The following is a 16,167-nucleotide window of genomic DNA, read 5'->3' on the forward strand; positions in this document are numbered from 1 at the left end:
AAAAAGTATTTCCTTAGATTTGCCGCAAGATTTAATATAACGTGCAGTGGGAAGCAAAAACAAGCTGAAAAGATTTAAGGAAAACGAGACATTCAAAAATGTGGTTCAACCCAATAGGAAGGAAATAGAGGATGGTTCCTTCCCACTAAAGGGGAATTGGAACACCCATTTCGGCAATGATAACCCGATAGTATTGGAATTGGGATGTGGCAAAGGGGAATACACGGTGGGGTTGGCCCGGATGTATCCCGATAAGAATTTTATAGGAATCGATATCAAGGGAGCCCGTTTATGGAGGGGTGCAAAAACAGCCATCGAGGATGGCATGGGCAATGTGGCCTTCCTTAGGACACAAATTGAACTTGTAGATCGGATTTTTGACCAAAATGAAGTGGCCGAGATTTGGATTACCTTTCCAGACCCACAAATAAAATACAAGCGCACAAAACATAGAATGACCAATGAGGTTTTTCTTAAAAAATATGCACAGATATTGGTTGACCGCGGATTGGTCCATTTAAAAACCGATAGTGAGTTTATGCATGGCTATACTTTAGGGCTTTTGCATGGCTCGGGTCGCGAAGTGGTCTATGCGAATCATGATGTGTATAAGAATGAAGGTAGCCCCAAAGAAGTATTATCAATACAAACTTTCTACGAAAAGCAGTATCTTGAACAAGATAAACCAATAACCTATATCAAGTTCCGGATAAATTAACCCATGACACATCTGCTTATTCTTTTTTTTGTCACCTTTTCAGCGGCGTTCATGGCTACGGTTCCGCCTGGGCTTTTGAACATGAATGCGGCAAAAACGAGCGTTGAAAAAGGGAAATTGAATGGGATTGTTTTCAGTCTGGGTGTCTCTACCATGATCATGATACAGGCTGTGATAGCGGTTTATATTTCTAAATATTTACACAGAAATCCTACCGTTGTCGAGGTTTTACTTAAAATCGCCGTGTTGGTATTCGCTTTTTTGGCGATTTACTTCTTTATGGCAGCAAGGAGCAATAAAAAGAAGGTTGTAAAGCAGGTCAACATCAGTAAACGCAACAGCTTCTATAAAGGCATGCTTTTGGCGGCCATTAATTTATTGACCATACCCTATTACAGTGGATTGAATATTATGTGGAATGCCTCGGGGTGGATAAATTTCGAAGTTTGGGATATCTTGGTATTTGTTTTGGCTGCAGGTGGGGGAACCTTTTCGGTCCTTTATATGTATACGGTGTATTTCAATAAGTTAGAGAACAAGACCGATCGATTCTCCAAGAATTCAAACTATATATTAAGTGCGTTAATGGTCGTCCTTCTATTGATTACCATTTATAGGATTTTTAACCGATGAAACCTGATAATACCAATTTTTTTCAAAAAGTCTATGAGGTTGCCAAGCTCATCCCGTATGGAAGGGTGACCTCCTATGGGGCCATTGCCAAATACCTCGGTGCTGCCCGCAGTGCGCGAATGGTCGGTTGGGCTATGAACGGATCACATAACATGCCCGATGTGCCTGCGCATAGGGTTGTGAACAAAATAGGGTTGCTTACCGGGAAACATCACTTTGACGGGACAAACCTTATGCAGCAACTGCTCGAAAGTGAAGGCGTTGAAGTTGTGGATAATCAGATTATCGATTTTGAAAAACGCTTTTGGGACCCTTTTAAGGAGTTGGATTGATACTATAGGAATCCTCTATTTCTGAATGATACTTTTCAATACAATAACTTTAGCTTCTCAGCCCTAAGGCGTATCTTTGTTTTTTTAGATTGAATTTATTTTAAGAACAATTACCGCTATGAAATTGAACAAGCAAGATATCTTAAAAGCCTTAGAGCATATTACGGTTCCTGGGGAAGGTAAAAACATGGTAGAGAGTGGCGCCGTAAAGAATGTGCAGATATTCGGCGATGAGGTTGAAATTGATATTACCATTAACAATCCGAGCCTTCAGGCGCGTAAAAAGACGGAAGTCGAAATTCTTAAGATCATTCATCAAGAAGTCTATGAGAAAGCCAAGATAAAAATAAACCTTACCGTTGATGCACCGGCCAATCCCAAGGTTAATGAAATTAAGGGAAAACCGATTCCGGGTATCCAGAATATTATAGCGGTGGCTTCAGGTAAAGGGGGAGTGGGTAAATCCACAGTAACGGCGAATTTAGCGGTTACCTTATCTAAAATGGGCTTTAGTGTAGGATTGTTGGATGCGGATATTTATGGTCCATCAATGCCTATAATGTTCGATGTTGCCCAAGAAAAACCTTTGGCTGTTACCATAGATGGCAAGTCTAAAATGAAACCTGTTGAAAATTATGGGGTTCAATTATTGTCCATAGGATTCTTTACCGATGCCAATCAGGCTGTAATCTGGAGAGGTCCCATGGCTGCCAAGGCCCTTAATCAAATGATCTTTGATGCCCATTGGGGCAATCTCGATTTTTTATTGATCGATTTACCTCCAGGCACTGGGGATATCCATTTGAGTATTATGCAGGCGATGCCGGTAACCGGTGCCGTGGTCGTAAGTACCCCCCAAGAGGTAGCACTTGCGGATGCGCGCAAAGGGGTAGCGATGTTCCAACAGGAAAGTATCAACGTTCCGGTTTTGGGTATTGTTGAAAATATGGCTTATTTTACTCCTGATGAATTGCCTGATAATAAATATTATATCTTTGGTAAGGAAGGGGCCAAAAATTTGGCTGAAAATTTAAATGTTCCATTTTTAGGGGAGGTTCCCTTGGTGCAAAGCATTCGTGAAGCAGGTGACGTAGGTCGTCCTGCCGCATTGCAGGAATCCAGTCCAATTGCAACCGCCTTTGAAAATATTACCAAGAAGGTTGTTCAGGAAATGGTAAACAGAAACGAAAATTTGCCTCCTACTGAGGCTATAAAAATCACAACCATGGCTGGTTGCTCTACAGTAAATAAGTAAAGCGTATGACATCGAATGATATAAGGATCAATGTTGAGAAAGCCCTTGAGGAAATTCGTCCATTTCTACAAAGTGATGGGGGTGATATTGAGCTTATTTCGATAGATAACGATAGTTCTGTCAAGGTCAGGTTACAAGGGGCCTGTGTAGGCTGTACTGTAAATCAAATGACCTTAAAGAGCGGGGTGGAAATGACCATTAAGAAATATGCACCTCAAATTGAGGAGGTAATCAATATTATTGATTAGTCTATTTTTGTCTTCTTAAATCCTGGCCTGATACGTAAACAGATTATAGTAACGGCCTTCTTTGGCAATAAGTTCGTCATGTGTTCCCTGTTCTGCGATTATCCCATTTTCTATGACTAGGATTTGATTTGCCTTTCGAATGGTACTCAACCTATGGGCAATCACAAAAGTAGTACGCCCTTCGGTGAGTTTGGCCAAACTTTTTTGGATCAAAGCCTCACTTTCAGTATCCAGGTTAGAGGTAGCCTCATCCAATATCAGTATTCGGGGATTGGCAAGAACGGCCCTGGCGATGGCGATTCGTTGCCGTTGTCCGCCGGATAGTTTAATACCACGCTCTCCGATCAATGTGTCCAGGCCATCATCAAAGCGATCGGTAAATTCGCCAACATAGGCGGCTTTTACGGCACTTATCAATTCTTCCTCACTGGCACTGGGCCTAGGGAATAATATATTCTCACGAATGGTACCTTCAAACAGAAAATCGTCTTGCAGAACGACCCCTAAGTATTGGCGAAAACTGTTAAGATCCACCTTGGAGAGATCTTTACCGTCAATTCGAATCTGACCCGATTGCGGATTTAGAAAACTGGCCGCCAAACCCGCAATGGTACTTTTGCCAGAACCTGAACTCCCGACCAATGCCACTACGGATCCCGATTTAACCTCAAACGATATATCGTGAAGTACCTCTTTGTCCTCCTCATAGGCAAAGGAAACATGCTCAAAGGCCATATCCCCCTTAACATCATCCAATACAATGGTACGTTGGGTTTCATCAGCCTCCGGTGTCATATTCATCAACTCTTCAGTACGGTCCAATCCGGCCAAGGCTTCGGTCAATTGACTTCCTATATTACTCATTTGTACGATAGGGGCTACCATGGTTCCCAACAACACGGTGAACATTAATAAATCCCCAATAGTCAGTTCACCCTGCATGATCTTATAACCACCAAAACCCATGACGCCCGTGGTGGCAATACCGATTAGGAAGGTAGAGGAACTGGTCATGAAGGCTGTTGTGGTTAAACTTTTCTTTACATTCTGGAACAATTCCTCAACCCCGGCCTCAAACACTTTATGCTCCTGTTCTTCGGCATTGAATCCCTTGATTACGCGAATACCTCCCAGGGTCTCTGTCAATCTGCCTTTGACCTCCGCATTGATTTTACCACGATTGCGAAAAATAGGACGAATGATCTTAAACGCCTTAAGTGCGATTATTCCGAAAACCGATAAGGGTATAAACGTAAATAGGGTCATACCGGGACTGATCCGAAGTAATAGAACCAAGGATACAATAGCCGTGATAATACCACCGACCAACTGTACAAGTCCTGTGCCAATAAGGTTACGTACCCCTTCGACATCGGACATTATCCGAGAAACCAAAGCCCCGGATTTGGCGTTGTCAAAGTAACTAATGGGTAACGAAAGTACTTTTTTCTGAACCTGGGCCCTTAATTCCGATATCATATATTGGGCTTGTACGCTTAGGATTTTGGTCAAAAGGAAAGAGGTGACCGACTGTACTAAAATTGCCAAAATAACTACTGCGACCAATACCTTTAGCATTTGAACATCGTTGTTGGCAATAACATCGTCAATCAGATATTTGGAAGCGACTGGGGTAACAAAACTTGCTGCCCTGCTGATGATTATCAATAACAAGCCAATAAATACTAGATTCCTTCTAGGCCAAATAATGGTTTTAAAGGCAGTTAGTATACTTACTTTTTTATGCGACATTTATAGGGTTTCAATTTTAGGAGCCTGCAAGTTACTCCAAAAAAATCGGGATTCGAATCTGAGCTTATTACGGAGTGGTTTTTTGTGTAAAAATTAGCATTTCAATGTACAGTCCATTACATTCACAACACCCAAGTCGATTGATGTCTAATTTTTTTAATATTATAGAAACCAATGATATGCGGATATTTTATTTTTTGATTTTTTTGGGATTGTGTTCCTGCGAAACAGAAGAACTAGTGACGGAACTTGCCGATTGGGAGGCCCAAGCCGATAATGTTACAATCATCAGGGATGATTTTGGCGTGCCCCATATTTATGGAAAAACGGATGCGGATGCGGTTTTCGGATTGCTATATGCTCAATGCGAGGATGATTTTAACCGTGTAGAACAAAATTATATTTGGGCTACGGGCCGATTGGCTGAGGTAGATGGGGAGGGAGCCCTGTACAGCGATCTGCGTGCTAAATTATTCATGACAGAGGAAGAGGCCAAGGCCAATTATGAAAGTAGTCCGGAATGGTTGAAGAAGTTATGCAATGCCTTTGCCGATGGGATTAATTATTATTTATATATACACCCTGAAGTTCAACCAAGACTATTGACCCACTTTGAACCATGGATGCCCATGTATTTTAGTGAAGGTTCCATCGGAGGGGATATTGAGCGTATATCAACCGAAAAGGTGAAGGCTTTTTATGAAAGCGGTATGCAGATCCAAGCAATGGAGGAGCTTAAAATCAAAAAAGAAAAGGAAACAGCCGAGCCCCAAGGGTCGAATGGCATAGCGATTTCTGGAAAATTGACAAAATCGGGTAATGCAATGCTTTTGATCAATCCGCATACCTCGTTTTATTTTCGGGGAGAGGTACATGTGGTCAGTGAGGAAGGACTCAATGCTTATGGGGCAGTGACTTGGGGACAGTTTTTCGTGTATCAGGGATTCAATGAAAAAACAGGATGGATGCATACGTCTACCTATACCGATGTGATGGATGAATTCAAAGAGTCCATTGTAAAAATAGAAGATAGTCTACTATACCAATATGGGGAGGAATTACGCCCAGTCAAGGAATCGAAAATTACATTACGGTATAAGAAAGGTGATACATTATTGGCGAAAGTATTTCCTGTCTATCGTACCCATCACGGTCCTATTACCCACATGGTCGACGGGCAATGGACTGCCTCCGCCATGATGTGGGAACCTGTAAAAGCCCTTGAGCAATCCTATATCCGCACCAAGCAGGACGGTTATGTAGGGTTTCGGAAAATGATGGATATCCGTACCAATTCCTCGAACAATACGGTCTACGCCGATGCAGGGGGTAACATTGCTTATTTTCATGGGAATTTTGTACCTAAACGGGACACCCAGTTCGATTATTCCCAGCCTGTTGAGGGAAGTAATCCTAAAACGGATTGGCAAGGATTACATACGGTTGATGAGAATATCTTACTGCTAAACCCAGAAAACGGTTGGTTGCAGAATTGCAATTCCACGCCCTATACCGCTGCTTTGGAATTTAGTCCGAAAAAGGAAAACTATCCTCCCTATATGTCTTTAGACCGGGAGAACTTTCGGGGGGTACATGCTATAGGTCTTCTAAAGGATAGAAGCGGTTATACCTTGGATAGTTTGATCCAACTGGCCCATGACCCTTATTTGCCCGCTTTTGAAAAATTGATTCCTACATTGGTCACGGCCTATGGCAAGCATCGGGATGCCCATCCTGGATTGGGAGCGGCTATGAACGTTATGCGTAAGTGGGATTTCAAAACTTCAAAAGAATCGGTGGCCATGACCTTGGCCCATTATTACGGTACAAAGGTCTTAAACTGGAGCCGTTCACTAAAAACCCAAAAACAGCCTACCCAAATGGAATTGTTCAACCATGTGGAAAAATACATGTCATCGGAAGAAATGTTGTCCTTGTTTGAATCGGTAGTATCCGGATTGGAGAAGGATTTTGGTACTTGGGAAATGCCCTGGGGTGAAGTGAACCGTTATCAACGCCTCAACGGGGCTATTCGTCAACCTTTTGATGATGCCAAACCCAGTATTCCGATCGGTTTCGCCTCAGGGCGTTGGGGAGCTTTGGCGGCTTATGGGGCACAGTATACCAACAACACGAAAAAAATCTATGGCACTCGTGGCAATAGCTTTGTAGCCGTTGTCGAATTTGGTGACCGCGTTAAGGCCAAAAGTATATTGGCCGGCGGGGAAAGTGGCGACCCCGAATCCCCTCATTTCAATGATCAAATCGAACGTTACGCCAATATGCAGTTCAAAGATGTTGCCTATTACAAGGAAGATGTCCTGAAAAAAGCAAAAAAGACCTATAAACCTGGAGAAAAGAGGTGATTACTGTGTTTAATATCAAGGTTGCTTTAAAAACCACTTGACCTAAACGCAGGAAGCAACCGTAGCCCTATGCAATTGTATTTAGGGATTTGTTTTTAGGGATTTAATGGATATCTTCCAAAAGTATTTACTTTTAAAAGCTACTAATTTTGAAGTGGTTCAAATCATTGGATAATGCAACAAGAAAAAGCGCTAGCGATTTTAAAATCGGGCAAAAATGTTTTCCTGACAGGTTCCGCTGGTACGGGAAAGACCTATGTGCTCAATAAATATATCGCTTATTTGAAGGAGCGTAAGGTGCCCGTGGCAATTACGGCTTCTACTGGGATTGCCGCCACCCACATGAATGGAATGACCATACATTCATGGGCGGGATTTGGTATTAAGGAAAGATTGACCAGGGCCAATTTGGTGACCATGCGCACCAAGAAATATCTTAAAAAACATTTGGAGGAGGCTATGATCCTTATCATTGATGAGATTTCAATGTTGCATAAAAATCAATTGGATATGGTCGATGAGGTACTTCGTTTTTTTAAGGAGGACGATCGGGCTTTCGGGGGTATACAGATTGTATTATGTGGCGATTTTTTTCAATTGCCTCCAATAGGAAGGTACGATGAGAAAAGTAAGGACAAATTTTCATTTATGTCCCAAGCATGGTTAAATGCGGATTTAAAAATATGTTATTTGACCGAACAATATCGTCAAGAAGAAGATAATGTCCTTAACGGAATTTTAAGTGAGATCCGGTCGGCAGCTATTTCGTCTCGGAGCATAGAACTACTTAAGAAAGCAGAGACAAATGTTTTGGGTAAAAAGGAAACACCGACCCAATTGTTTACGCATAATATGGATGTAGATCGGCTAAACACTTTAGAGTTGGAAAAACTGTCTGGCCGTTCAAGAAAGTTCAAAGCGGCTACCAAAGGCAATAAAAAATTGGTAGAGACCTTGAAGAAATCCGTTTTGGCCCATGAGTTTCTCGTGTTAAAAATAGATGCCAAGGTCATGTTCGTCCGCAATAATCCTGAACAAGGCTATGTCAATGGGACTTTGGGTACGGTTATCGATTTTACTGAAGAGGGATTTCCTATTGTAAAGACTTTTGATAAAAAGAGGATAACCGTAAAGCAAGAAACCTGGGGTATACATGATGATTTTGGTAAGGTGTTGGCAAGCTTGGACCAAATACCCCTACGATTGGCATGGGCCATTACCGTTCATAAATGTCAGGGTATGACCTTGGATACCGCATTGATAGATCTTTCGAAAACCTTTGAACATGGGCAGGGTTATGTGGCGCTTTCCCGTTTGAGGAATATTGAGAATTTACAGCTTTCGGGGTTTAATGAAATGGCCCTAAGGGTCGATGGACTCGCACTCAAGGCCGATATACGTTTTCAGGAACTTTCCCAAATCGTAGATGCCGAGTATGATGATAAAACTTTGGAAGAAGAAACGAGGCAATTTATCAAAGCATGTGGTGGACTTACAAATAGTGACGAAATCAAAAAGCACTCAAAAAAAATTAAGGAGAAGAAAGTGAAAAAACTTTCGACTTATGAAATCACCTTGGGGTACCTAAAACAAAAAATGCCATTGGAAAAAATTGCCGAAGAGCGCGGATTATCCAAAGGAACCGTCGCTGGTCATTTGATTCGATTGCGAAAAGATCACCCGAACGAGGATCTTGATTTTTACAGACCGGATGCCGAACTGCTTGAAAAAGTTGCAAACGCCAAAAAGAAACTAAAGGAAGATACCACAAGTTTGAAGCCCTTACATTTTGCACTCAATGGGAAAGTGGATTATGAGGATATTAAATTGGCATTGGCTTTTTTGTAAGCTACGGATGTAACCCCTTAGGAAAACTCCCGGTCCAATTTAGGTATTGGCCATAGCATCCTAGCCAGTTCATAACTACTCTTTGGTAATGATCAGCGTGGCTTTAGAGCCCTCGGACAATAACCATTTATTGGAATAGATCAAATTCCCCAAATCATCGTACACATCGACCTGTGCGGTATTAGGGCTGGAAGAACCTTCGTTCAGTGCTTCAAAATCCAAACGGTTAAAGCCCTTCTCCAAGTCTACGTTTATTCCTTTAAAGCTAGCGGTTAAAAGCACATTGTAGTCTACAATTTCACCGTTCAATGAGATTTTTACACGGTCGCCATCCACGTATTCATGGTCACGACAGACGATGCCCACGAATTTTCCATTGCTTTTGATATCACCTAAATACTGATCGCCGAATTTTTCCTTGGAACCTCCCTGTTTCTCGTAGCTCCTTATTTTTGGGTCCAGTTTTAAATTATGGCCAGCTTGGAGCATTCCATTATCAAGATTCATATTAACAGGCATTCTGGTGAGTGAATCCCTTAGATTGATATTGGGCTTAGGGTCAATTATTGAAGGAATATTCAAGGCAGCACCTTGGGATGTATTATTGTTGTTATCGGGGGTCGTAAGTGGTCCGATTTCCAATGGGGTACTATTTGGAATATCGGTTTGTGCCGTCGCATGGAAGGACAGCATCAGCAATAAAGCAAAAATTAAAACAGTTCTTATGTACATTACTTAGCCGTAAATTTCGGAATAAAGATAGCAATTACCCTGCCATAGGGACTTAAAGCCCTGTTAATTTCGTTTAGTTGTTATGGTTGGGGAACATCTTAGCATACAAAAAAAGAATCATGGTATTTTAATACGACTATCATATCCTTTATTGTACTCCTTCCAATTGCTGCAGGAATGCCTTGTAATTTGTATTGTTCGGATATAACTGAACAAGTTGGTTGCCGATTTCCTTGGCTTTTTGGGTTTCGCCGTATTTTGAATAGAAAAATGCCAAGGTGTATAACAGATCCTCATTGGTCGGTGAAACCTTTAATCCTTTCAGCAGTGTATTTTTGGCCTTTACCCGCTCATTAGCCTTATCATACAACAAACCGAGATTGTAATATACCCTCATGTTTTCCGGCATATATGTAATGGCTTTCTCGAGTTGTGTAACCGCTTCATCGGTTCTTCCTTGTTCGGCCAATAACAATGCCAAAGAGTAATAGGTTGGTCCGTAATCGGGTTCTTGTTCAATAACTATCTTAAAAGTATTTTCGGCCTTGTCCAAGGTACCATTTCTATAATATAAATTGGCTAGACTGGTTCTGACCATATTATTCAGAGGGTCTATTTCCAATGCTTTTTCATAATTATCTATGGCTTTGGGTAGGTCCCCTTTCTTAAGGTAGTAATTGGCTTTTTTGGCCAATCCCCCTACAAAATCGGCAGTAGCGTCCAAATAGGTAAAAAACTCTTTTTTAACTTTTGCATAGACTTCCTTATACTGGGCCGGAATTTGGTTTTCCTTTAGGTCACCTAAGGCATAAAAGGCTTTGACCCTTACGGATCTTTTGCCATCTTTGAGTAGCGGTAAGAGGTACGTCGCGTAATCGGTGGTATTGATATTGCCCAAAACGTCGAGAGTGGCCCCTCTGACCATAGGGGAAGAGTCCTCTAAATAGGTCATTAGATTGTTGAGGTCATTCGCGTTGATATAATATTGTAGCCCGTTTACGGCAGATGCCCGTGCAATCTCAGGCTGAAGGGTATCGTGCATTAATTTCAAAAGGGCTTCCTTTCCATTAGGGTCGCCATGAAGACCTGGAGCCAGAAGTTCTGAAAAATGAGTGTAATCCGGTGTGCCATATTGCTCCTTAAAGGCTTCCCAGGCCCATTCATTGTCCTTGTCCTTATGACAACCGACACAAGCATTCGGAGTGTCATATTTTAGGCTTAAATCGGGTCTTGGTATTCTAAAGCTATGGTCCCTTCGAAAGTCATTACCCATATAATAACGGCCGGGCATATGGCAATTTATACATTGCCCACTCTCTGAATCAACGTCATGAAAATGATGTTCCGGAGTGTTGTATTTTTCGGGAATATGGCATTGGGCACATAAATCATTGCCTTTGAATTTAAGCTCAAGGGAATGCGAATTGTGACAATCAGAACATTTGACATTGTTCTGGTACATCTTACTTTGGACAAAGGAACCGTAAACATAGTCCTCATCAAGAATCTGACCATCGAGGTAATACAAGCGATCGGTAATCAATTGCGGGTAATAATGGTCTAACATCGTCCCTTCAAAATTGAAGAATTCCGAAATTTGTTCACGTCGCATGTGACATCTGGCACATTGATCCACCAACTCCTTGGGATTGGTTTTTGATGTCATATGCATGGCACCGGATGTTTTATAGTTCTCCCCCAATTGGGAGGCTTTTTCAACATGATCCTTGCCGGGGCCATGACAAGCCTCACAATTCACGTTGATCAAGGCGTATTTGGTATCATAGCCTTTTGTTTTTGGGTCATAATTTTTTCTGACATTGGTCGAATGGCAATCCGAACACATGGTGTTCCAGTTTAAACCACCCCTTGACCAGTGAAGCCATTCGGAATGAACGACCTTAAAATCAGGGTACAGATCAAACCATTTGTTCTTTACGGAATCCCAGGCAGTTCTAAGACATTGGAATCTGCCTTTAGGGAATTCAACAATGTATTGTTGTAGAGGGGTTACGCCAAAGGTATAGATGATTTTATAATCATGATACTTGCCATCGGGTCCCTCGGTATTCACGAAAAAATCGTCCCCTTTACTGTAAAACCGGGATGTAATGCCTTGACTCGTATATTTTTCCCCTTTGAAATCGGCCAATATGGTTTCCCTGTTGGCCAATTGCATGGCCTTATCATGGTGCGAGCCTTCCCAATCCTTATATTCCTTTTGATGACATTCTTTGCAGGCATCGTCCCCTAAGAAATCAGCATCGGGAATTTGATGGGTCGATGCGAAAATAGTATTCAGGTCTTCGGGAGGTATCTCAATGTACTCTTGGTTTTTATCTTCCTTGCAGGAGATAAAAACAATTAAAATGAATACAGTAATGATGCGTAAAAAAATGTTCATTATGAATATGCTATGTATAAAAGGACATTTTCGTAAACCGGTTTTTTTCTTTCAATCGAAATTGATACGATTTACATAATTCCTTTTTCAATTTATTTTGATTGAAACTTCTTGAAGGATATTTCTTGAAGAGTTTCCGATTTTTAGGATATATGTTCCCTTTTCCACTACCCAATTTTTTGATGCTTCTTGGTAATAAGCCAATTCCTTAACGGGAATGTTGATTACGGTATTCTGTGATTCCCCGCTTTTTACAAAGACTTTTTTGAATCCTTTTAATTCCTTTGCTGCCTTTTCCACAGCCGATCCTGGATGGGAAACATAGAGTTGGGCCACTTCTTTCCCGTCGCGGTCCCCAATATTTTTGATTGTAAAATTTATTTGGATTTCATCCTCCTCTGTATACAATTCCTTGCTTGTTGAAATATCGGAAAACTCGAAATCGGTATAGGATAGACCAAAACCAAAAGGGTATAATGGTTCTATTTTTTTTGTATCGAACCAACGGTAACCCACCAATATGCCCTCTTTATAGGTGACTGATTCGTTCCCTGGAAAACTATGTGTAGCATGGGCAGGGGAATCTTCGATTTTTTTAGGCATGGTCCATGGTAGTTTTCCAGAAGGGTTTACATTTCCTAAAATGACATCAGCCAAGGCATGGCCTCCTTCAGAACCGTTGAACCAACTCCAAATAAGGGTAGATGATTTCTCTTTAATCATATTGATGTCAAATGGAGCGCCGGCTATCATAACAACAATGGTGTTCGGGTTGACTTCAAGGACTTTCTGGATCAACTCCTCTTGTCCGAAAGGTAGGGAAAGGTCTTTACGGTCAGAGGCTTCTGTCTCATAATCACGATTGGATCCCGCAAAAATAATGGCCATATCCGAATTTTTTGCCGCTTCCAATGCTTCGTTTAATTTGTCTGTATCTAATTCGGTTACGGTTCTAGGGGTGTTCAATGTAAGTTCCGCCTTTTGATCGTTGTCGTTCTGCGTATATCTTTCCAAATAGCCTTCGGCATAGTTTATCTTGATATTTTCAGGTAGTTTATTCTTAAGTCCATCCAAAGGTGTTACTTCCCTTTTTGTTTTCACCCCGGCACCAAATCCGCCCAAGGCATTCTTTTTGGTTGCATTGTTGCCAATTACGGCTATGGAATTGACCTCTTCTAATTGCAGGGGCAATAGGTTACTATCGTTCTTTAATAAAACAATGGATTCTGCCGCGATATCATAGGCATCTTTGTAGTGCTCTTCCGTGGCCAGACTTCCTTTTGTCCTAGCTGTACTGTCAATGGCTTTAACCTGAAATAGCACCCTTAGAATCCGGCGAACATGTTTGTCTATTTCTTCTTCCGAAATCTCCCCGGCCTTTGCTGCGGCTATTAATTTATCGGCCAGGAAATACTCATTGAATGGTTTTCGGGTTCCCATTTCAATATCAAGTCCGTTTTCCAAAGTCTTTACGGTGCTATGCACGGCGGACCAGTCGGAAACTACGATGCCCCTAAATCCCCATTCATCCCTTAGGATTTTGTTCTGCATATAATCGTTCTCGCAAAGAAAATCCCCCCGGAACTTATTATAGGCACCCATTACACTATAGGCATTGGCTTCGGTAACCGAAGCTTTGAAAGCGGGAAGGTAGATTTCCCGTAAAGTGCGTTCATCGGTATTCACATCGACAAAATCGCGGTTGGTTTCCTGATTGTTTACGGCAAAATGCTTGACACAGGCCATGACATCATTATCCTGAATACCCACAATAAAGGGAACTGCCAGTTTCTTGTTTAAAAAAGGGTCTTCGGTAAAATATTCATAGGTACGGCCACCCAGTGGGGTTCGGATTATATTGATGGCTGGTGATAGTAACATATCCTTGTTTCTGGCTCTTGCTTCTTGTCCAACACTGTTGCCGAATTTATAGGATAATTCAGGGTTCCATGTGGCAGCCACGCTTCCCGCAGCAGGATAATACGTGGCAAAATCGTTGTTCCAGCCTGCCGGGGCCCAACTATCTTGTGATATTTCTTCACGAATTCCTAATGGGCCATCGGTCATATGTAGTTTCGGTATGCCCAAGCGTTCCACACCACCATTGGCGAACATACTTTGGCCATGCAACATCCCTACTTTCTCCTCTAGGGTCATTAAGGCAATAAGTGAATCTATTTTTTTTTCGTTGTCCAGGCTAATTTCCTTTCCTTGGAATTTTGTTTTTATTGTTGTTTCCACCTTAGTGGTTTTCATGCCATCATTGCATGAGATAATTGACAATGTTGCCGCTAAAAACAATAAAAAGACATGCTTTGTACTCATTTGAATTTGATTGATAATTAAATCGTTGTTACTATTGGGAATCCCCTTGTGTGCCATCTTTATTAAAGGTTTAATCCTTGGTGTAGGGTTTAAACGATATGGATGGTATACGAAGCAGTAAAAATACAAATTTTCAATGCTTATTTAACCCCTAAACAAGGAGGTTTTATTACCCGCTGGAGTATATGTGCAGACCTTGTATCCAATAAGTGTTGTTGAGCGTATAGGTTATCGGTTCTGCTTGTGGATTTATTGTTGATAGCCTTGGTGCCTTACATTGGATATTATTGGGTAAGGACTGAAATTCATAATGGAATGCATGAAGAAAGATGGGTTACCATCGATTTGCTGTTAAAACAGCTGAAAGTAAATCGTGAATGGCCATCATGTGGAAAAGGTAGGATATTACCCCATGTAAGGGAATGGTTTGAACGGACCTGTAACGTTAGTTTACATTAAATCCAAGTGCCAATCCCTTGCATAGGGTTTTTTCCAATATGATCTTTGTTTCCGTTGACAATTCAATCTTTACGGGAAAGATTAAAATACATTGTAAATATCGCCAGAGAAAAACAAATCGTCGGTTTTCTTAAAGTTCGAATCCGATTTGACTTGTGCGGTAAGGGCATCTTCCCTTTCTTCCAAGGTGACGTCATCAAAAGCTCTAATGATACCAGTAACCATGGGATATTCCATGCGTACTAACATCTGGTGCAAGGTAGGGTCTTGTTCCTTGGCGTCATGAACCAAAATATCGGTTTCCGTTACTCCGTTCTCACCTATAGTCACAACTTCCAATTTTAAGCCATTCAAGACCAGTCCCTTGTTGCGTTCCTTGCCAAAGATCATGGGTTTGCCATGTTCGACAAAAAGCATTCGGTCTTCCCTGACGGCCTTATCGTTGAATTTGGAATAGGCGCCATCATTGAATATGGGACAGTTTTGTAAAACTTCGATGAGCGAGGTTCCTTTGAATTTTTCGGCATCGATGAAAATCTGGGTCATTTCCTTGGGTGTATTTCCTGATATTCTTCCAAAAAAACGGGCATGTGCCCCCAAAGCCAATTCCCCTGCGGAAAAAGGAGGTTGTGTATTGCCATATGGTGATGACTTTGTCTTTTGGCCCACTAATGAGGTTGGTGAAAACTGCCCTTTGGTGAGTCCGTAAATCTCATTATTGAACAAGACGATATTCAGGTCGATATTTCTTCGCAACACATGTATAAAGTGATTGCCACCTATGGCCATTGAGTCACCGTCACCTGTGATTACCCAAACACTTAGGTCTGGATTCGTCAATTTCAGACCCGTTGCAATGGCTGGGGCCCGACCATGGATACCGTGCATCCCGTAGGTGTCCATATAATAAGGAAAACGTGAAGAACACCCAATTCCTGAAATAAAGACGACATCTTCTTTTTTCACCCCCATTTCAGGAAGTGCTTTTTGCATGGACCTTAGAATTACATAGTCGTCACAACCAGGACACCATCGTACCTCTTGGTCACTTGCAAAATCCTTGTAAGTATATTCTTTTACTGCTGCTTCCATATT

General features: G+C 41.6%; 12 protein-coding genes. 7 read left to right on the forward strand and 5 right to left on the reverse strand.

Annotation, left to right across the window (positions count from 1 at the left end; translation table 11 throughout):
* The first annotated feature begins 46 nt into the window (after positions 1–46).
* The 5 genes from trmB (at position 47) to HPE56_RS04700 (ending at position 3,186) form a co-directional block, all read left to right on the forward strand.
* Complete coding sequence (gene trmB, locus HPE56_RS04680; protein WP_188242620.1) at positions 47–718, forward strand: tRNA (guanosine(46)-N7)-methyltransferase TrmB; 672 nt, start codon at positions 47–49, stop codon at positions 716–718.
* A 3-nt stretch (positions 719–721) separates the two neighbouring features.
* Entirely contained in the window at positions 722–1,351 is a 630-nt protein-coding gene (locus tag HPE56_RS04685; RefSeq protein WP_188242621.1) for a LysE family translocator, read from the forward strand.
* Positions 1,348–1,683, forward strand: a complete 336-nt coding sequence (locus HPE56_RS04690) for an MGMT family protein (protein WP_188242622.1) — start codon at positions 1,348–1,350, stop codon at positions 1,681–1,683. The genes HPE56_RS04685 and HPE56_RS04690 overlap by 4 nt, the downstream gene beginning before the upstream one ends.
* A gap of 118 nt (positions 1,684–1,801) precedes the next feature.
* Positions 1,802–2,938, forward strand: a complete 1,137-nt coding sequence (locus HPE56_RS04695; protein ID WP_188242623.1) for an Mrp/NBP35 family ATP-binding protein — start codon at positions 1,802–1,804, stop codon at positions 2,936–2,938.
* Between the two features lie 5 nt (positions 2,939–2,943).
* Positions 2,944–3,186 (forward strand): NifU family protein, encoded by a 243-nt coding sequence (locus tag HPE56_RS04700; protein WP_109648797.1) that lies wholly within the window; start codon positions 2,944–2,946, stop codon positions 3,184–3,186.
* Between the two features lie 15 nt (positions 3,187–3,201).
* Here the strand turns inward: HPE56_RS04700 and HPE56_RS04705 are convergent, their stop codons facing one another.
* On the reverse strand, positions 3,202–4,938 hold the full coding sequence (locus tag HPE56_RS04705; protein ID WP_188242624.1) for an ABC transporter ATP-binding protein: 1,737 nt from the start codon (positions 4,936–4,938) through the stop codon (positions 3,202–3,204).
* Between the two features lie 179 nt (positions 4,939–5,117).
* Between HPE56_RS04705 and HPE56_RS04710 the strand changes: the two genes are divergently transcribed.
* A complete protein-coding gene (locus tag HPE56_RS04710; protein WP_188242892.1) occupies positions 5,118–7,304 on the forward strand; it encodes an acylase in 2,187 nt (728 codons plus the stop codon).
* 174 nt (positions 7,305–7,478) lie between these two features.
* Complete coding sequence (locus HPE56_RS04715) at positions 7,479–9,152, forward strand: AAA family ATPase (protein ID WP_188242625.1); 1,674 nt, start codon at positions 7,479–7,481, stop codon at positions 9,150–9,152.
* A 75-nt stretch (positions 9,153–9,227) separates the two neighbouring features.
* On the opposite strand, the gene HPE56_RS04720 is transcribed toward HPE56_RS04715, so the two are convergent.
* From HPE56_RS04720 to HPE56_RS04735, 4 genes are all read right to left on the reverse strand, one after another.
* Positions 9,228–9,884, reverse strand: a complete 657-nt coding sequence (locus HPE56_RS04720; RefSeq protein WP_223170191.1) for a hypothetical protein — start codon at positions 9,882–9,884, stop codon at positions 9,228–9,230.
* A gap of 148 nt (positions 9,885–10,032) precedes the next feature.
* The gene (locus HPE56_RS04725) at positions 10,033–12,288 is read right to left on the reverse strand and encodes a tetratricopeptide repeat protein (RefSeq protein WP_188242626.1); all 2,256 of its coding nucleotides are present in this window, start codon (positions 12,286–12,288) and stop codon (positions 10,033–10,035) included.
* 87 nt (positions 12,289–12,375) lie between these two features.
* Positions 12,376–14,613 (reverse strand): beta-glucosidase family protein, encoded by a 2,238-nt coding sequence (locus HPE56_RS04730; protein WP_188242627.1) that lies wholly within the window; start codon positions 14,611–14,613, stop codon positions 12,376–12,378.
* Between the two features lie 540 nt (positions 14,614–15,153).
* Positions 15,154–16,164, reverse strand: coding sequence for a 2-oxoacid:ferredoxin oxidoreductase subunit beta (locus tag HPE56_RS04735; protein WP_188242628.1), 1,011 nt, complete (start codon positions 16,162–16,164; stop codon positions 15,154–15,156).
* Positions 16,165–16,167: the final 3 nt, after the last annotated feature.

The sequence above is a fragment of the Maribacter aquimaris genome (assembly GCF_014596745.1).
GTDB lineage: Bacteria > Bacteroidota > Bacteroidia > Flavobacteriales > Flavobacteriaceae > Maribacter_A > Maribacter_A aquimaris.